Origin of the sequence: Sporomusa sphaeroides DSM 2875 (assembly GCF_001941975.2) — a bacterium.
Classification (GTDB): domain Bacteria; phylum Bacillota; class Negativicutes; order Sporomusales; family Sporomusaceae; genus Sporomusa; species Sporomusa sphaeroides.
The window spans coordinates 546,021-563,980 of the sequence record NZ_CP146991.1 but is presented as its reverse complement, the minus strand read 5'-3'; the positions used below and the strand labels follow the sequence as shown (position 1 = coordinate 563,980).

The following is a 17,960-nucleotide window of genomic DNA, read 5'->3' as shown; positions in this document are numbered from 1 at the left end:
GTTCCGCAGATCACCCTGCGGGTTTGTCGGCCGGCTAACGACTGACAGGGGCCGAGAGGCATCCGCTGACTGCTCGATAAACCTCTTCCTCGTCTGCTTGGAAAACCTCCAAGCACCAGCGCTTTTTTAATTTAGTTTCTGCCATAATGATTGTTATTATCCGGCTTATGCTGTTCATTCTCACCCCCCTGTTATTATCCCATACATATGCAAGGGAGCACTATTTAGTGCTCCCTTGCTGTATTCTATCTCATTGTAATATAGTTTACCATATTGGTCAATAACGTTTATTCCTGTTCTTGTTTAATTACCCCGGCAATGGCAGCGACAATGCGCTCCAGGTCAGGCAGCGAGGGGCCTTCAGCCATTACGCGGATCAGCGGTTCGGTGCCGGAAGGACGTACCAGTATCCGGCCATTATCCCCCAGTTCTGTTTCCCCGGCTTTAATGGCGGCAGCAATATTGGTGTTGGTTTCCCAGCCTTCTTTGCTCTTAACCCTGATATTAACTAAGAGTTGCGGGAATCTGGTCATAACCTGAGCCAGCTCTGACATCTTTTTGCCGCTTTGTTTTAAGGCGGCAGCCAGTTTCAGGGCAGTAATCAGGCCGTCACCGGTTGTACTGTATTGACTGAAAATAATATGACCTGACTGCTCACCACCAAGTACCAGGTTATGTTTCAGCATGGCTTCCAGTACATAGCGGTCACCCACCGGTGTGACAAGCACTTTGCCACCGGCATTTTTTATGGCCTGGTGCAAACCCAGATTGCTCATGACAGTAGCTACCAGGGTTTTTTCCGGCAGCGTATCCTGCCTGAGCATTTCCAATGCACAAATCAGCATGATCTGATCACCATCAACAGCCAGACCTGTTTCATCAACAGCCAGACAACGGTCGGCATCCCCGTCATGGGCCAGACCTAAGTGGGCCTGATGCTGTGCTACGGCTGCCTGCAGCTGTTCCAGATGGGTTGAACCGCAGCCGGCGTTGATATTAATGCCGTCCGGGCTGTCATTAAGGATAACGACCTCTGCCCCCAGCTTTTTAAAGGCAGCGGGCGCAGCCTCGCTGGCAGCACCATTGGCGCAGTCAACGACAATTTTAAGGCCGCTTAGCGTGGTTTCCACCGTACCGGCAGCATAGTCGATGTATTCGGCCAGCAGGTCATGGTTCCGGGTAATAAAACCCACTCCGTCAGCCGTAGGCCGGGGCATGGCATCGACTCCGGCTTCAATCAGGCTTTCCAGTTCATTTTCAACAGCATCCGGCAGTTTATAGCCTGTTCCGGCGAAAAATTTGATGCCATTATCCGGATAGGGATTATGTGATGCCGAAATAACAACTCCGGCCTGTGCTCGATATTTTCGGGTCAGATAAGCTACTGCCGGGGTAGGGACAACACCCAGCAGCACGGCTTCGCCGCCTGCCGAACAAATCCCCGCCGCCAGGGCTGCTTCCAGCATGTGGCCTGAGATACGGGTATCGCGGCCAATATAAAACACCGGCCGTTGATGCTCTTTGCCGAAATAATAGGTAGCCGCCCGGCCCATTTTAAAGGCCAGCTCGGGTGTAAGTTCAGCGTTAGCTAAGCCGCGTACGCCATCGGTTCCAAACAGTCTTGCCATAGAGGTTGCTTGCTCCTTTCAATTCCTGCGCAATTAAGGGGTTAAGGCTATGCCTTATATTCTTTTATGAAACTAATGGCCGCGTTCATGCCGTCAAGAGCGGCGCTCATAATGCCTCCCGCATACCCGGCACCTTCGCCAACCGGATAGAGTCCGGCGGTATTTACTGAGGCAAAATCCGGCCCGCGAACGATTCTTACAGGTGCCGAGGTTCTGGTCTCAACGCCGGTAAGCACTGCGCCCGGATGATCAAAGCCGCGAATTTTCCGGCCAAAATCAGGCAAGGCTTTAGCCAGCGTGGCTGTGACAAACTCAGGCAGGCATTGTCTGAGATCAGCCGGGGCTGCCCCCGGACGATAGCTCGGGGTAACCAGATAGTTCTTGCCGCCGCTCCGGCCTGCCAGAAAATCACCGACAGTCTGGGCCGGAGCGGTATAGTTCTTACCGCCTAAGGCAAATGCCAGTTGTTCATAGCGGCGCTGAAAGGCGATACCGTCAAGCACATGAGGACCATAATCGGCCGGATTGACGGTAACCGCCAGGGCGCTGTTAGCGATACCGGAATCCCGGCTAAACAGACTCATCCCATTTGTCACCACCCCGCCGTCTTCCGACGCCGCCGCGACCACCAGGCCGCCGGGGCACATGCAAAAGGAGTAGGCCGTCCGGCCTGCCGCCCGATCCTGATATACCAGCGCATAATCGGCAGCCCCCAGCTTGGGATGACCGGCGCTTACGCCGTATTGAGCCTGATCAATAAGTTCCTGCGGATGCTCGATGCGGACACCGATAGCAAAGGGCTTGGCTTCCATGGCAATACCGGCCTGGTATAAAAACTCATAAGTATCACGGGCGCTATGACCAATAGCCAAAAACAGGGCTTCACACGGCAGATAGCGGTTATCATTAATTGTCAGACCGCGCAGTTGGCCATTCTCAATAGCAACAGCTGTCAGCCTGGCCTCAAATTCCACCTGCCCCCCCAGTTCAATAATGCGGTTACGGATGGTTTTGACAACCTGCCTCAGCTTATCTGTGCCAATATGGGGTTTATGCAGATATTTTATTTCCGGCGGTGCGCCGGCCTCCACCATCAGAGCAAGGATCTCGGCCATTCGCGGGTCATTAACCCGTGTGGTCAGCTTGCCATCGGAAAAAGTACCTGCGCCGCCTTCGCCAAACTGTACATTGCTGATGGGATCGAATTTGCCGGTGCGCCAAAAGCCGGCAACATCCCCGGCACGCTGTTCCACATTCCGCCCCCGTTCAATCAGGAGCGGTTTATAGCCATGCTTGGCCAGCATATAAGCAGCAAATAAGCCGGCCGGTCCTGCGCCAACCACTACCGGCCGGTTATCTAACGGCTTGCTGCCCGGAATGATTTCCTCCGGCACGGCCGGAGTTACCATCGCAATATCTTTATCCCCTGGCAGCCGGGACAACACCTGCGCAGACGAAACGGCGGTCCCAACTTCTAACGTATAGACAAAATTAATAGTATGCTTCCGCCGGGCATCGACTGCCCGGCGGCTAATCACCACTTGACGGATTGCCGCGGCCGGCAGTTTAAGACGCTTGGCCAACAATTGTTCCAATGGCGCATCTTCGGTTAACGGCACGCGAAAATTGCTGATTTTGAGCAATAACCTTATCTCCTTTAACTATATATAACATGCTAACTACTGTTGCCGGCAGGTGGTGTGTTGACAACAGCGAAAATCAAATGCCAGTGGTGGAACATTGTCGATGCACCACCCGCCTGTTCCTGTCAGATTCTTTAACACAAACTACCGGGGTCCGATTTTTATAGTGACAGTAACCGTCGGCGGTGTGCCTGACACACCTTCGGGCAGTTGGAGTCTGACCTCTTTGTTCGTGTCTTTATTAATGCCGGCTAACATGACCGGCTCGGTATAAACGGCATCAAGCTTCTCAATCGTTTTGCCTGGCGTGTTCTCGCTTACCTCCACTTTCTCAGGCTGGGTAATAATACTCTGAATGACAAAACCTGCTGGCAGTTCCCCCTGGGTCACCGGCTTCACATCCACTGTTTTTTTGACTACCGCCGCCATTAACACTACGGTTACCCGCGTTTTTTCCGGATAAATAGTCAGGCCTTGTACTTCTCTGCCTTTGGTATTGACCGGAATTAGCTGCGCATCGATGGCAATATCGGCGTTTTTGCCTGCCAGATCCACAGGCGCCATTACCTTTTCCACGGTTTCAATAAGATGCTTCGGCCCTTCAATGGTAACCTTTTCATTCGCAATAGTAACTTTGCCTGTCAGCGTCCCCTTAGCCGGTGCGCCGGTCAGGCGCGCCTCCACCGGCACCTCACGGCTGACAACAGTTTCAATCTGTATCTGCACCCGCTCCGGGCTGACTTCAACAGCTTCCAAATTGGAAGGCAAGGCAGGCGTGACCTTAAGGTTATGACGGCCTTCTCCCAGGCCCTTTACATCAACATAGGCCGTAAGCTCCCGGTTAATCAGCCCGGCCACAATGCTCCGCGGACCGCGGACCTTCACCCGGACAGAGTCCGGCACCTCAGTAATGACATAACTGGTAGCTGCATTGCGCGCTTCCAACGGCATGGTGACCCAGGATTCTATGGGTGGATTTTGTTCATTCATAACATACAACCAGAGTATCACGGCTAAGATAACGGCAAAAATTTTAGGTGCCTGATTTTTATCTTCGCCGGGTTTTTTTAAGTATTTTTCAAACATTACGAAGGCCTCCAGCTAAAGAGATCGCTAAGCGAAGAGGTTTTGGCCACAAATAATGGGGCAAGGTGCTCTTTTAGTTTGTCGGCATCCAGATACCGGTGCAGTCTGCCGCCTCTGGCCAGGGAAATAATCCCGGTCTCTTCGCTGACAACAATGACAACCGCATCCGCCTGCTCGCTGATACCAATGGCGGCCCTGTGTCTGGTGCCAAGTTCTTTGGTCAGCGTCCTGTCGTCAGATAACGGCAGCAGGCAGCCTGCCGCCTGTATTCTGTTGCCGCGGATAATAACGGCACCATCATGCAGCGGCGTATTGGGAATAAAAATATTAATCAGGAATTCACTGGTCACCAAACCGTCGACTTTAATGCCTGTTTCAATATAGTCATTTAAGCCGGTATCGCGCTCCAGCACCATCAAGGCCCCAATTTTATTTTTGGACAGAGCCGTGACGGTTCGCGTCAATTCGGTAAACAGGGTTTCTTTTTCTTCCGCGTTGAGCTGGGAGCTGTTTTTGAAAAAGCGTCCCCGCCCTAATTGTTCCAGCGCCCGTCTAAGCTCAGGCTGAAAAACAACAGGCAAGGCCACCAGCACCACGGTCATGGTTTTTTGCAGCAGCCAGTTGATAACATTAAGCTCCAGCCATTTACTGACAAGGGTAGCCAGTAATAGCACGGCCAGGCCCTTTAACAGCGCGACCGCCCGGGTATCCCGGATCATAATATATAATTTGTATAATACATAGGCAACAATCGCCATATCGATGATATCAAGAAAGCTGATTGTAGAAATTATGCCCCGTATTTGTAATAACATGCTGTACACCTCAAACACACAATAAATTGCAGTACGACTATAACTTTATTCTCCCCAAAAATAGGAAAACCTTTTAGGTAATTAAAAAATATTAATATAAATAATATCAAAATTAGGCTTGTGCCTTTAGCACAAGCCTAATTGTTTCAATTGATAGATTACAGTTTTGCCATTTCACCGGTCCAGCCAAATTTGTCAGCAACACGTCCCTGCTGAATGTCGGTAATATAATCAAACAGTTTTTGCGAGGTTTCACCAATCTCATTATTGTTGATAGTGATTTTCCTGCCCTTCCAGGAAAGCTCGCCAACCGGAGAAATAACGGCAGCCGTGCCGGAGCCGAAAACTTCCTGGAGACGCCCCTGCTCATGCGCTTCGTATACTTCCTCAATGGAAATACGGCGTTCCGATACTTTCATACCCCAGTCTTTCGCAACGGCAAGCACCGAACGGCGGGTAATGCCGTTGAGGATACTGCCATTCAATGCCGGAGTAATAATTTCATTATCAATTTTGAAGAAGATGTTCATGGTACCTACTTCTTCAATATATTTTTGTTCAAGCGCGTCAAGCCACAATACCTGGGTATACCCTTCCTTTTTGGCGACTTCCGCCGCTTTCAGGCTGGCTGCATAGTTCGCCGGCGTCTTGGCTTCACCCAGGCCGCCTTTGACGGCACGGACAAAATGCTCCTCAACCTTAATGGCGACAGGCTTGAAGCCGGAAGCGTAGTACGCCCCAACAGGTGACAGAATAATAAATACAGTGTACTGATCAGCCACTTTTACACCGACAAAAGGATCGGTGGAAATGACAAATGGCCGGATATACAAGGAAGTCCCCAGCGATTTGGGCACCCACTCTTTATCAATTTCGATAAGCTTCTTCAGACCGTCATGCAGCACATTAACATCCATCTGCGGAATGCTCAGGATATCTGCCGAATGGTTAAACCGGTTCAGGTGGTCAAGCGGACGATACACAACAATACGATTGTCCGCAGTCCGGAAGGCCTTCATCCCTTCAAAAATAGCCTGACCATAATGCAGCACCATAGCTGCCGGGGAGATTTCAATTTGTCCGTATGGAACAATACGGGCATTGTGCCAGCCTTTACCGGTAGCATAATCCATCACAAACATATGGTCGGTAAAAATTTTGCCAAAACCGAGTTTGTCTTCCGGTGGAAGCGTACCGCGTTTATCAGCCAGTGTAACAGCAATATCTGTCATGTTAACAGGCCTCCTTGGGTTGTATATTTATGGTTATTATAGAGTGATTTTTGTATACATGTCAAGGTGTTTTTGTTGTTTTTCCAGGATAGACTTAGCAATAGTTACTGCGTGTCCTACCTGAGTGGGCGATGTACCACCCATGGAATTACGGGCGGCCACACAGGTTTCCACCGAGATCGCATCGATAATGTCGGCGGCAAATAACGGGGAAAATTGCTCGAACTCCTTCAGAGTTAAGTCGGTGAGCGTTTTTTGCTCACTTAAACAATAGGCCACGCATTTGCCGACAACCTCATGAGCCTGCCTGAAGGGCAAGCCTTTCTTAACCAGATAATCCGCCATATCGGTAGCATTGGAAAAGTCGGTCCTGAGCGCCTGCCGCATGGCACTCACATTGACCTTCATACCGCGCAGCATGGCGGCATATACTGTCAGGCTGAATTTCACGGTATCGATAGTGTCAAACAGGCCTTCCTTGTCTTCCTGCAAATCCTTGTTGTACGCCAGCGGCAAACCTTTTGCCACTGTCAGCATAGCCATCAGATGGCCAAACACGCGTCCGGTTTTGCCCCGTACCAGTTCGGCAACATCCGGATTTTTTTTCTGCGGCATAATGCTGGAACCGGTGCAGTGGGCGTCATCCAGCTCAATAAAAGAAAACTCGGTGGACGACCAGAGGATGATTTCTTCACTGATGCGGCTTAAGTGCATCATCAAAATGGAGGCAAAGGAAAGAAACTCCAGAATATAATCGCGGTCGCTGACAGCATCCAGACTATTTTCATAGATGCGGCCAAACTTCAGTTCACGGGCAACGGCTTCCCGGTCAATGGGAAAAGTAGTACCGGCCAGCGCACCGGCTCCCAGCGGCATAATATCGGCAGATTCCCACACACCCTTGAGACGCCGGAAGTCACGTTCAAACATGAAGAAGTAAGCCATCATATGATGGGAGAACAAAATCGGCTGCGCCCGCTGCAGGTGAGTGTAACCGGGCATGATTACGTCCGGATATTTCTCGGCGGTATCCAGCACAGCTTGCTCAAGCTCAAATAACAGTCCGGCAATCTCAGCCACTTGCTCACGCACATACATGTGGGTGTCAAGCGCCACCTGATCATTGCGGCTGCGGGCGGTATGGAGCCGTCCGCCAGCCGGGCCGATGCGTTCGGTCAGGCGTTTCTCGATATTCATGTGGATATCTTCGAGGGAAACCTCGAAGCTGAAGTTGCCGGCCTCAATGTCGGCCAGAATACCTTGCAGGCCGTCAATAATAAGTTTTGCATCTTCCTGGCTGATTATACCGCACTTGGCCAGCATGCGGGCATGGGCAATGCTGCCGGCAATGTCCTGGCGGTACATGCGGTTATCAAAAGAAATGGAGGAGGTAAACTCCTCCACCATTACATCCGTACTTTTGGCGAAACGTCCGCCCCACAATTTACTCATTGTTTTTCTTGGCCTCTGCTTTCATCATGGCTCTTACTTTGAGCGGCAAGCCGAACAGATTGATAAAGCCCTCAGCATCGCCATGGTTATATAATTCTTTGCTGTCGCCAAAGGTTACGATTTTTTCGTTATACAGCGAAAACGGTGATTGCGAACCGGCACTCATGATATTGCCTTTGTACAGTTTCAGACGGACAGTCCCGGTAACATTTTCCTGGGTGGAATCCACAAAAGCGTCCAGCGCCTCTCTGAGCGGGGCAAACCACATGCCGTCATACACCAGTTCGGCGTACTTGATGGCTACCTGTTCTTTGTAGTGCAGGGTAGCACGGTCAAGGGTCAGATATTCCAGTTCGCGATGAGCATAGTAGAGTATCGATCCGCCGGGATTTTCATACACGCCGCGGGACTTCATCCCGACAAGGCGGTTTTCTACGATATCGGCAATGCCAATACCATGGGCGGCACCGATGTCGTTAAGTTTGGTCAATAAGCTTACGGCATCCATTTTTACGCCGTCAACCGCTACAGGAATCCCCTTTTCAAAGCCAACTTCGATATAAAGCGGGGTATCTGGCGCTTTTTCCGGCGGAGTAGTGATCATATATACATCGTCTTTTGGTTCATTCGCCGGGTTCTCCAGGTCAGCGCCCTCATGGCTCAAGTGCCAGATGTTGCGATCCATGCTGTAAGGACGCGCCTTGGTAACAGGCACCGGAATACCGTGCTTTTCCGCGTAGTCGATGGCGTCTTCGCGGGAGCGGATGTTCCATACCCGCCAGGGAGCAATAATCTTGAGATGCGGAGCCAGTGCCTTTACGGTCAGCTCAAACCGCACCTGATCGTTGCCTTTACCGGTAGCACCGTGACAGATGGCGTCTGCGCCTTCCTTCAGGGCCACGTCAACCATCGCCTTGGCAATAATCGGGCGGGCAAAGGAAGTACCCAGCAGGTATTTGCCTTCATACACGGCTCCTGCCTTCAGTGTCGGCCAAACATAGCTCTCGACAAATTCTGCCGTTAAATCTTCAATATATACTTTGCTAGCACCGGACTTAATGGCTTTTTCCCGGACAGGAGCCAGTTCGTCGCCCTGACCAACATCAGCGCACATCGCAATGACTTCGCAGCCATAGTTTTCTTTCAGCCAGGGGATGATAACCGAGGTGTCCAGGCCACCGGAGTAGGCCAGTACTACTTTTTTAATATCACTCATTATGTATTGCCTCCTACTGTCTATATGGTTTCTTGAATTCCCTATGATAAAGTTTACACCGAATCAGGTATGAATGTCTATATCCTGCGGTGAATTGCCACCTAATCAGCCATCAACAATGCCATTATGGCTTTTTGCACATGCAAGCGATTTTCGGCTTCATCAAACACCACCGAATTAGGGCCTTCAATCACATCGTCGGTAATTTCCTCGCCACGGTGCGCCGGCAGGCAATGCATAACAAGGGCATCCTTTCTGGCCACTTGCATGATGGAGCTGTTGATTTGGAAACCGGCAAAGGCTTGCTTGCGGATGGCCTGTTCGCCTTCCCGGCCCATGCTGGCCCACACGTCGGTGTAAAGCACATCGGCGTCCTTGGCGGCGGCATAGGGATCATCCAGAATGGTAATCTTGCTGCCTGACGTTTTGGCAATGGCGGCAGCCTGCTCGACAATGACAGCATCAGGCGCATAGTTCTGTGGTGTGGCAACACTGATATCCATACCGACTTTAGCGCAAATATGGAGCAGTGAGTTGACCATATTGTTGCCGTCACCGATATAACACAGCTTGCGTCCCTTCAAGTCTTCGCCTTTATGTTCAATGGCAGTAAAGATATCGGCCATGGCCTGACAGGGATGCAGGAGGTCTGTCAGCGCATTGATAACCGGGATATTGGCATATTCAGCCAGTTCCTCAACTTCCAGGTGAGAAAATGTGCGGATCATAATGCCGTCAAGATAACGGGATAAGACGCGGGCGGTATCTTTGACCGGCTCGCCCCGGCCAATTTGCAGATCATTGGAAGATAAGAACAAAGCCATCCCGCCAAGCTGCCACATGCCGACTTCAAATGATACCCGGGTGCGGGTGGACGCCTTTTGAAAGATCATGCCCAGAGTCTTGCCCTTTAAGAGCTGATGCGGTTCTCCCGCCTTTTGTTTGGCTTTTAGGACTTTGGTAAAGTCCAGAATCTGATAAATTTCATCAACCGTCAAATCATGTATTGATAGAAAGTCTTTTCCTTTAAGACCCATTCGCTAAACACTCCCCCATAGTAAAGTTAAACAGCTGCCAGTGCTGCATCCAATATCTCTATCACTTCGTCCACATGCGCTTTGGTTATATTGAGCGGCGGCACAAACCGGAGCACATCGCCGGCGGTGCAGTTGATAATAGCGCCCTCTTTCATGCATTCATTTACGATGTCACGACCCGGGCGGGTAAGTTTTGCGCCGACGATCAGGCCCTTGCCGCGCACTGCCGTGATGAGGGCCGGATATTTGCCTTTAAGTGCATTAAGTTTAGTGACAAGATATTCACCCATTGCCTGTGCATTGTTCAGCAGTTTTTCATCCTCAATAACCTTCAGCACAGCATTGGCTGCCGCACAGGCCAGCGGATTGCCGCCAAAGGTGGAACCATGGTCGCCGGGGCCAAAGGCAGCGGCGGCTTTATCTGTGGCAATAAAGGCACCAATCGGCACACCGCCGGCCAACCCTTTGGCCAAAGTAACAATATCAGGCTTAATGCCAAGATGCTCATAGGCAAACATTTTGCCGGTCCGCCCCATACCTGTCTGAATTTCGTCCAGGATTAACAGGGCGCCATAGGTATCGCACAGGGCTCTTACCTCGGTAAAGTAATCCGGATCAGGAATATTTACGCCGCCTTCCCCTTGTATGGGCTCAAGCATTACGGCACAGGTTTTATCAGACATAGACTGCTTAAGAGCTGCGATATCATTGAACGGAACATGTTTAAACCCGCCAGGCAGCGGCTCATAGCCTTTTTGATATTTAGGCTGGCCGGTAGCCGTCAAAGTGGCTAAGGTCCGTCCATGGAAGGAATGTTCGGCAGTAATAATTTCCACCTTGTCGGCGGCAATGGTCTTGCCGTATTTCCGGGCTAATTTTATCGCGCCTTCGTTGGCTTCCGCCCCGCTATTGCCGACAAATACTTTGTCAAGGCCGCTTAGCGCAGCCAAAGTCTTGGCAAGCCTCGCCTGCTCCTCGGTGTAGTAAAGGTTGGAGCAGTGAATGATTTTACCGGCCTGGTCGGCCACGGCCTTCACCAGCTTAGGATGGGCATGACCTAAGACATTAACGGCAATGCCGCCAAGAAAATCTATATATTTTTTACCTTCATTATCATAAACATAAGGCCCTTCACCAGTCTCAAGCACAACCTGATACCGGGCAAACACCGGCAGGTAATTTTCCTGGTCCATATGAAATACTGTTTGTTTATCCACCAATATACCTCCTATATTTAACCACTTCAGTACCAATGCCTTCGGTGGTGAATATTTCTAAGAGCAGGGAATGGGGTTTACGCCCGTCAATAATATGGGTCTTGGCTACACCGGCTGCCAGGGCTTTTACGCAGGCTTCCACTTTGGGTATCATGCCGCCGTCAATGCTGCCTGACTTAATCATTTCCTGGGCTTCGGCCAGCGACAGGGTGGAAACGAAGGAACTCTTGTCATTATAGTCACGGTAGATGCCTTCCACGTCGGTAATCAGGGCCAGTTTCTCCGCACCTAATGCGGCGGCCAGTTCACCGGCCACATAGTCGGCGTTAATGTTGTAGGTAGCACCGTCTTTGCCCACGCCAATCGGGGAAATAACCGGGATGTATCCCTGGTCTAACAGGGTTTCGAGAATACCGGTATTGAGTTTGAGGACATCGCCGACAAAACCGATATCCACTTCTTTGACCTGACCGTTCTCCCTTACTTTGGCCAAATGCTTAGACGCAATAATGAGATCGGCATCTTTGCCGCTCAGGCCAATGGCTTTAGCGCCAAGGAAATTTAAATATTTAACGATTTCGCTGTTGATTTTGCCGACAAGCACCATCTCGGCGATGTCTACCGTTTCGGCATCGGTTACTCTGAGACCGCTGACAAAATTAGATTCTTTGCCCAATGCTTTCAGCATCGAGGTGATTTCCGGGCCGCCTCCATGGACGACGACAGGGCGGATACCGGCATATTTAAGGAAAATGATATCCTGCATGACGCTCTTTTTCAGTTCTTCATTAATCATGGCGTTGCCGCCGTATTTGATGACAACCGTGTTGCCGGAAAACCGTTGCAGATATGGTAAGGCTTCAATAAGTACAGCCGCTTTTTCTACTGAATTAATCATATAATCATCCCTTTCCCATTTTGAAATACTGTCTGGGCCTAAGCAAGCCAGCGCACCGGCTCATGTAGTATATTCACCGTTAATCTTGACATATTCATAGGAAAAATCACAAGTCCACACAGTGGCCGAGGTTTCGCCAAGCCCTAAGTCAACGGTTATAGCAATATCCTTAGCCGCCATGACTTCTTTGAGCTTAGCCGTATCAAAACCAACCGCTCCCTGACCGTTGACCACAATCGTCAAATCGCCAATGGTCAATGAGGTTTTATCAGGCTGGGTTGCTGCACCGGAGTAACCGACAGCACAAAGTATCCGGCCCCAATTGGGGTCCTGGCCGAAGAAGGCCGTCTTAACCAGCGGCGATTTGGCGATAGCCATAGCCGCCAGCTTGGCATCGGCGAACGATACCGCGCCGGTAACGTTGATTTCCAGGAATTTAGTGGCTCCTTCGCCGTCACGGACAATGAGCTGGGCCAGTTCGGTGCATACCGCCCGGAGCGCGGTGTAAAATTCCTGATAGGTTTGACTGCCGGCTGAGTCAATAAGCGCATTGCCGGCCTGACCGTTGGCCAGTACGGCCACCATATCGTTGGTACTGGTGTCGCCATCTACGGAAATCATGTTAAAGGATAATTCCGCCGCCTGGTTAAGTGCCTGCTTCAGTACTTCTGGCGCAATGGCGGCATCGGTAGTAATAAAACATAACATTGTCGCCATATTGGGGTGAATCATGCCGGCCCCTTTGGCAATCCCGGCAATTTTGCAAATCTTGCCGCCAAGGTTGAATTCATAGGCACAAGCCTTGGGAAACGTATCGGTGGTCATGATCGCGGCCAAGGCCTGCTCATGCCCGGTTTCCGATAAGGCGGCAGCCGCCTGGGCAATGCCTGACTTAATTTTATCCATTGGCAGACTGACACCGATTACACCGGTGGAAGCCACCAGAACTTCACAATCATCCAGGTTCAGCGCTTTGGCTGCTTCGTGGGCCATTGTCTTAGCATCTTTAAGGCCCTGGTCGCCGGTGCAGGCATTGGCGCAGCCGGAGTTGACGACAATAGCCCGGATTTTACCGCGGTCGCTGGCTTGACGCGAAACAATTACCGGCGCGGCCGCCATTTTGTTGGTAGTATACATGGCTGCCCCGGCTGCCGGCACCTTGCTATAAATCATCCCGATATCGGTTTTGCCGTTTTTCTTGATACCGGCGTGAACACCGGCTGCGGTAAACCCTTGTGGCGCGGTAATGCCGCCAGTAATTTTGGTTAGCATGGTATCTTCCTCCTGTTACTACTCGTATCCCCTCGGTGGTAAACCCTTTTGTTATCCTACTGCGTTATCACGGGTAGAGCGGAGCGTTGTCCAAGCCGGTCCGTTCTTCTATCGCAAACATAACGTTCATATTCTGTATTGCCTGGCCGGCTGCACCTTTTACCAGGTTGTCAATGGCGGCAATAGCAATGACCCTGCCGGTCCGTTTGTCAACATGCCAGCCCAGGTCGCAGAAATTAGTGCCGCGGGTATTCTTGGTAACCGGATAGCCGCCCCGTCCCAGTAGACGCACAAAATATTCATCGCCGTACAGGCTGCTGTAGGCTGCATCAACGGCTTCAGGACTTACCCCCTCTTGCAGTTGGGCATAGCAGGTGCTCAGTATGCCTCTGGCCACCGGAATAAGATGGGGGGTAAAGTTTATCACCAGTTCCTGTCCTGCCAGTTCTCCCAGTACGGCCTCAATCTCCGGCGTATGGCGATGACCGGCAACATTATAGGCTTTGACACTTTCGAACAGCTCGGTAAAGTGCGAACCCAGGCTCAGGCCCCGCCCGGCACCGGATACACCTGATTTGGCGTCAATGATAATGGATCGCAAATCGATAAGACCGGCTTTTACCAGCGGTGCCAAGGCCAGGATGCTGGCCGTTGTATAGCAGCCCGGGTTGCCGACAATACCAGCCTGCTTAACCTGGCTGCGGTTTAATTCTGTCAGGCCATATACGGCCTGCGCTTGCCTGTGGGTATGGGGTACTTTGTACCATTGTTCATATATATCAAAATTTTTAAAGCGATAATCGGCGCCAAGGTCAATAATTTTTACATTGGGATTTATCGCGGTGGCTTTGCGGCCTACCTCCATGGCATGCCCATGCGGCAAACCGATAAAAATCGCTTGACTCTCGGTCGCAATGGCATCTAAATCAGCCAAGCTTGCCAGCCTTTTTTCACAAAAACGGGTAAGGTGGGGATATATCTCATGAATAGGTGTATCTGGCTGGCTTTCTGAGGTAATATATAAAATTTCGGCAACCGGATGGGCTGCCAGCAGACGGAGCAGTTCCGCGCCTGTATAGCCGGTAGCTCCCACAATACTTATTTTCATGAACCTCGCTCCTTTGTAAATAATTATACATCACTCTTGAATAATAATGCAAGTATTTTCGTATTCATGTATACACTTTGTTAGAATAAAAAAATCCATAAGAAAAAAGAGGCTACAGATAAGTAACACCAGCCTCCTAAAATCGAATATCTCCGGTAATACATATACTGCGCCCGCAACGGGGGCATACTTTTTCGGTGCCGTTGTCCCGGCCTGTCAAACAACTGCAGCCACCGGCGCGATCAATTACTTTATAGCCGCATTCAGGGCAGAAGGTATTCGTACCGTCACCGCCAACATTGCCTATATATACATAGTTCAGGTATTTACGGGCTGTTTTATAGGCTAGCTGCAGTGTGCTCAGCGGCGTTGGCGGCGCCTCCAGCCGGTAGCTGGGAAAGTACCGGGAAAGATGCAGTGGTATATCGGCGCTTATGCCTGACAGCCACTCGGCCAGAGCCGCTATCTCGGCTGCCGTGTCATTAAGTCCTGGCACCAGTAGGGTGGTAATTTCAATATGACATTGTCCGGCTGCCTGCTCCACCGTACGTTTAACCTGCGCTAACTGTCCGGCACACAGTTGTTGATAAAAATCATCGGTAAACGCTTTAACATCAATATTCATAGCAGCAATAAACGGCAGCAGCTCGGTTAACGGCTGCTCCTGGATAAAGCCGTTGGTGACCAGCACATTACGTAGTCCTGCCGCCTGTACCAGCCGGGCAGTATCCATAATGTATTCATACCACACGCCAGGTTCAGAATAGGTGTAAGCAATCCCGATATTTCCCTGGTTAGCAAGCCGGAGGGCTAAGTCGAGCGCTGCCTGCGGCTCAAGCATTGTCACCGGCGGCTGCGCCTGGGCAATATGCCAGTTTTGGCAGAATTGGCAGGCAAGGTTGCAGCCCCAGGTGCCAAGTGACAATATCCTGCTGCCAGGGTAGAAATGGTATAGGGGTTTCTTTTCGATAGGGTCAAGCGCCTGGGCTGTAACCTGCGCATAATTTAGACTATAGAGTTTACCGCCGGTATTTTGGCGAACCCGGCAAAACCCTGTCCGCCCCTCTGTAATGGTGCAGCTTTTCGGACATAAACGGCAGAGCACCGCTTGTCCCTGCTGCTGGTAATGAAGCGCCTCATACACTGTTTTCACCTGCCGCCAGCTATATATACCGGGTTACGGTAAAACGGTATAACTCAATTTCTTCTTCCGGCCTGATCCCGGCCTTCTGCATCGCAATGCTTACCTGCCCGGCAACTGTATCCACACCTTCAAGGTCAGGCAGCAGCAAGCCGGAGCGCCGTCCCTTGCGCACAATAACCCCATAGGTTTTGGGGTCAAGCATGTCCATGCTCTCAATAGGCTCCGGTGCCTCCAATACATCTACCGAAATTTCAAGGTCAGCCAATTCACCCGGCGAGATGGGGTTAAACCGGGGGTCCTCTGTTCCGGCACTAACAGCATTCTGAATAATTTCCTCGGCAACAGTCGGCTGGGTAGGAGCAAAAGTGCCAATACAGCCGCGCAGTTGGCCGGCTTTTTTGAAGGAAACAAACACTCCCGCCCGCCTGCACAATTCCGCGGCAAGCTCTGCCGGCTTGTCCATCAGGCGGCCATGTTCCAGATAATAGGCAAGGCTTTCCCGGGCCAATCGCACCGGCACGCTTGGTGAACGCATGGCAACAACCTCCTATTTTTTCCCTTTGATTTTATAAGCCACGACAGCATACCCCACACCAAACGGGCCTTCATAAGAAGATACGACCTTTTCGGCGTCCAGCCCGCCCATAACCCCCATCAGGAAAAAAGCCGGTCTGAGCCCGCATTGTCCGGCTTCTTCAATCAGGTTTTCATCCAGATTGAGCAACGCTTTAACGTCGGCATTTTCCAAAGCCGCTACCAGCTGGCGGTCAAACTCAGCGCCTTTAGGACTATAGCCGGCCGGAGCATCGGGTGTAAGCCGGTGCGATAAGTCACCTGACGCAATGACGACTACCCGTTTGTCCATATGGCTGATAGCCGCCTGAACCGCTTTGCCAAAGGTATACATTTCCTCATAGGCCAGCATACCTATGGATAAATGCACAATCTGGCCTTTAAACCCGGCTTTGGCCAAATAGTAAAGCGGGACAAAAGCGCCATGATCAAGCTGCAGTGAAATACGATAGTTTTTTGCCACCGCATCGGTCAGCTCATTCAAATTAATGCCCAGCCGCTGCGAGTTGCGGATTATATGTTTAATTAGCAGATTATCTGTCTCAAAGCCAAGTGTCACATCAGGTGCATCAAATTGTGCCATACTGCCCCTGAGTCGGGGATGAATACTGACGGTGACGGCATCTTCAAATACCGGCCCATGCGGCGTAATGATAACAACCGTTTGCGGATTGGCCTCTTTTAGCATTTCAGATACCCGGACAGCCGCTTCCACGGTTTCCTTAATCCGCGCCAATTCCTCTTTTCCCACTTCCGGGATCATCAGTGGCGGGTGCGGCATGAACGCACAGCCAACCAAATTATCCATAGAATCTCTCCCTTTTCGGTATTACGCATGCTTCTTATCTTCCCACATTCTGGCTGAAATGATACGCAAGTCCTTTGGCAATATACTCAGCCAGTTTTTGCTGGTACGTTTCGCTGTTTAACTGCGCCGCTTCTGCCGGATTGCTGATAAAACCCGCTTCAATAAGCACTCCGGGTGTATTAACAGATTTCAATATAAGAATGTCAGAATCCTGCTTAACTTGACGTTTATTGCCAGGGGGAAAATTCTTTAATGCCTGCTGCATGGTTTCAGCTAATTGTTTGTTGCCGGCAAGCTTAGGATTGTAAAATACCTGGGCACCCGACCAATTCGTGCCTTTAATGGCATTGCAATGCAGGCTGACAAAAACATTGGCACCGGAACTATCGATAATTTCAACCCGTTTTAAGATATCATTGCGTTTGCCGCCTTTACCCCGGGTATAAAAGTCAATATCTCCCTCGCGGGTAAACACGGGGGTTGCGCCGTTGGCGGCTACGACTTGTGCCACTTTAAGGGCAATGGCCAAATTTATATTCTTTTCTTCAATGCCATTCCATTTAGCTCCGTCATCAATGCCCCCATGGCCGGCATCAATAGCAATCGTCTTGCCTGCCAGTACCGCTAAATTGGCATTCTCAATGTCATCCACCACAAGGTATCGTAATGTCAGGAGGTTTAATACCACTACGGCGATACTAAATACCACCGCATGCAATAATCGCTGGCGTCTCACTGCCCATAGCCGCATTTTTATCGCCACCTTCTCTGCCACTCTACTTACACTGTATTCTCTACCAGGCAATTACATGCTAAAATAAAGAGTAAGAA

Annotated in this window: 16 protein-coding genes; all 16 read right to left on the bottom strand. The window is 50.7% G+C overall.

Annotated features, from left to right (window positions below):
* Positions 1–287: 287 nt before the first annotated feature.
* The 16 genes from glmM to SPSPH_RS02525 all read right to left on the bottom strand — a co-directional run bounded on the left by glmM (position 288) and on the right by SPSPH_RS02525 (position 17,880).
* Complete coding sequence (glmM, locus tag SPSPH_RS02600; protein WP_075752931.1) at positions 288–1,628, bottom strand: phosphoglucosamine mutase; 1,341 nt, start codon at positions 1,626–1,628, stop codon at positions 288–290.
* Positions 1,629–1,675: 47 nt separating this feature from the next.
* A complete protein-coding gene (locus tag SPSPH_RS02595) occupies positions 1,676–3,271 on the bottom strand; it encodes an NAD(P)/FAD-dependent oxidoreductase (RefSeq protein ID WP_075752929.1) in 1,596 nt (531 codons plus the stop codon).
* A gap of 144 nt (positions 3,272–3,415) precedes the next feature.
* Positions 3,416–4,357 carry a CdaR family protein gene (locus SPSPH_RS02590; RefSeq protein WP_075752927.1) on the bottom strand — a complete coding sequence of 314 codons (942 nt, stop codon included), beginning with the start codon at positions 4,355–4,357 and terminating at the stop codon, positions 3,416–3,418.
* Positions 4,357–5,172, bottom strand: coding sequence for a diadenylate cyclase CdaA (cdaA, locus tag SPSPH_RS02585; protein WP_075752925.1), 816 nt, complete (start codon positions 5,170–5,172; stop codon positions 4,357–4,359). The genes SPSPH_RS02590 and cdaA overlap by 1 nt, the downstream gene beginning before the upstream one ends.
* Positions 5,173–5,330: 158 nt before the next feature.
* A complete protein-coding gene (locus SPSPH_RS02580; RefSeq protein WP_075752923.1) occupies positions 5,331–6,404 on the bottom strand; it encodes a branched-chain amino acid aminotransferase in 1,074 nt (357 codons plus the stop codon).
* Between the two features lie 36 nt (positions 6,405–6,440).
* A complete protein-coding gene (gene argH, locus SPSPH_RS02575; protein ID WP_075752921.1) occupies positions 6,441–7,856 on the bottom strand; it encodes an argininosuccinate lyase in 1,416 nt (471 codons plus the stop codon).
* Positions 7,849–9,072 carry an argininosuccinate synthase gene (locus SPSPH_RS02570; RefSeq protein WP_075752919.1) on the bottom strand — a complete coding sequence of 408 codons (1,224 nt, stop codon included), beginning with the start codon at positions 9,070–9,072 and terminating at the stop codon, positions 7,849–7,851. Before SPSPH_RS02570 ends, argH begins: the two co-directional genes overlap by 8 nt.
* Before the next feature lie 101 nt (positions 9,073–9,173).
* Positions 9,174–10,109 (bottom strand): ornithine carbamoyltransferase, encoded by a 936-nt coding sequence (argF, locus tag SPSPH_RS02565; RefSeq protein WP_075752917.1) that lies wholly within the window; start codon positions 10,107–10,109, stop codon positions 9,174–9,176.
* A 26-nt stretch (positions 10,110–10,135) separates the two neighbouring features.
* Positions 10,136–11,302 carry an acetylornithine transaminase gene (locus tag SPSPH_RS02560; protein ID WP_083945500.1) on the bottom strand — a complete coding sequence of 389 codons (1,167 nt, stop codon included), beginning with the start codon at positions 11,300–11,302 and terminating at the stop codon, positions 10,136–10,138.
* A gap of 16 nt (positions 11,303–11,318) precedes the next feature.
* Complete coding sequence (argB, locus tag SPSPH_RS02555) at positions 11,319–12,224, bottom strand: acetylglutamate kinase (RefSeq protein ID WP_075752913.1); 906 nt, start codon at positions 12,222–12,224, stop codon at positions 11,319–11,321.
* A 60-nt stretch (positions 12,225–12,284) separates the two neighbouring features.
* Positions 12,285–13,496: a bifunctional glutamate N-acetyltransferase/amino-acid acetyltransferase ArgJ gene (gene argJ, locus SPSPH_RS02550; protein WP_075752911.1), complete on the bottom strand. Its 1,212-nt coding sequence runs from the start codon at positions 13,494–13,496 to the stop codon at positions 12,285–12,287.
* A gap of 67 nt (positions 13,497–13,563) precedes the next feature.
* Positions 13,564–14,604 (bottom strand): N-acetyl-gamma-glutamyl-phosphate reductase, encoded by a 1,041-nt coding sequence (gene argC, locus SPSPH_RS02545; RefSeq protein ID WP_075752909.1) that lies wholly within the window; start codon positions 14,602–14,604, stop codon positions 13,564–13,566.
* A gap of 136 nt (positions 14,605–14,740) precedes the next feature.
* Positions 14,741–15,757, bottom strand: coding sequence for an AmmeMemoRadiSam system radical SAM enzyme (gene amrS, locus SPSPH_RS02540; RefSeq protein WP_331250317.1), 1,017 nt, complete (start codon positions 15,755–15,757; stop codon positions 14,741–14,743).
* Positions 15,758–15,767: 10 nt separating this feature from the next.
* Positions 15,768–16,283, bottom strand: a complete 516-nt coding sequence (gene amrA / locus SPSPH_RS02535; protein WP_075752905.1) for an AmmeMemoRadiSam system protein A — start codon at positions 16,281–16,283, stop codon at positions 15,768–15,770.
* Positions 16,284–16,295: 12 nt separating this feature from the next.
* The gene (gene amrB / locus SPSPH_RS02530; RefSeq protein ID WP_075752903.1) at positions 16,296–17,129 is read right to left on the bottom strand and encodes an AmmeMemoRadiSam system protein B; all 834 of its coding nucleotides are present in this window, start codon (positions 17,127–17,129) and stop codon (positions 16,296–16,298) included.
* Between the two features lie 34 nt (positions 17,130–17,163).
* Positions 17,164–17,880, bottom strand: coding sequence for an N-acetylmuramoyl-L-alanine amidase family protein (locus SPSPH_RS02525; protein WP_181382916.1), 717 nt, complete (start codon positions 17,878–17,880; stop codon positions 17,164–17,166).
* Between the last annotated feature and the right edge of the window lie 80 nt (positions 17,881–17,960).

What these genes read in the sequence shown, in the direction of transcription:
- glmM (WP_075752931.1), bottom strand. Translation starts at nt 1,628, where the DNA reads ATGGCAAGACTGTTTGGAACCGATGGCGTACGCGGCTTAGCTAACGCT.
- SPSPH_RS02590 (WP_075752927.1), bottom strand. Translation starts at nt 4,357, where the DNA reads ATGTTTGAAAAATACTTAAAAAAACCCGGCGAAGATAAAAATCAGGCA.
- cdaA (WP_075752925.1), bottom strand. Translation starts at nt 5,172, where the DNA reads ATGTTATTACAAATACGGGGCATAATTTCTACAATCAGCTTTCTTGAT.
- SPSPH_RS02580 (WP_075752923.1), bottom strand. Translation starts at nt 6,404, where the DNA reads ATGACAGATATTGCTGTTACACTGGCTGATAAACGCGGTACGCTTCCA.
- argH (WP_075752921.1), bottom strand. Translation starts at nt 7,856, where the DNA reads ATGAGTAAATTGTGGGGCGGACGTTTCGCCAAAAGTACGGATGTAATG.
- SPSPH_RS02570 (WP_075752919.1), bottom strand. Translation starts at nt 9,072, where the DNA reads ATGAGTGATATTAAAAAAGTAGTACTGGCCTACTCCGGTGGCCTGGAC.
- argF (WP_075752917.1), bottom strand. Translation starts at nt 10,109, where the DNA reads ATGGGTCTTAAAGGAAAAGACTTTCTATCAATACATGATTTGACGGTT.
- SPSPH_RS02560 (WP_083945500.1), bottom strand. Translation starts at nt 11,302, where the DNA reads ATGGACCAGGAAAATTACCTGCCGGTGTTTGCCCGGTATCAGGTTGTG.
- argB (WP_075752913.1), bottom strand. Translation starts at nt 12,224, where the DNA reads ATGATTAATTCAGTAGAAAAAGCGGCTGTACTTATTGAAGCCTTACCA.
- argJ (WP_075752911.1), bottom strand. Translation starts at nt 13,496, where the DNA reads ATGCTAACCAAAATTACTGGCGGCATTACCGCGCCACAAGGGTTTACC.
- argC (WP_075752909.1), bottom strand. Translation starts at nt 14,604, where the DNA reads ATGAAAATAAGTATTGTGGGAGCTACCGGCTATACAGGCGCGGAACTG.
- amrA (WP_075752905.1), bottom strand. Translation starts at nt 16,283, where the DNA reads ATGCGTTCACCAAGCGTGCCGGTGCGATTGGCCCGGGAAAGCCTTGCC.
- amrB (WP_075752903.1), bottom strand. Translation starts at nt 17,129, where the DNA reads ATGGATAATTTGGTTGGCTGTGCGTTCATGCCGCACCCGCCACTGATG.
- SPSPH_RS02525 (WP_181382916.1), bottom strand. Translation starts at nt 17,880, where the DNA reads ATGCGGCTATGGGCAGTGAGACGCCAGCGATTATTGCATGCGGTGGTA.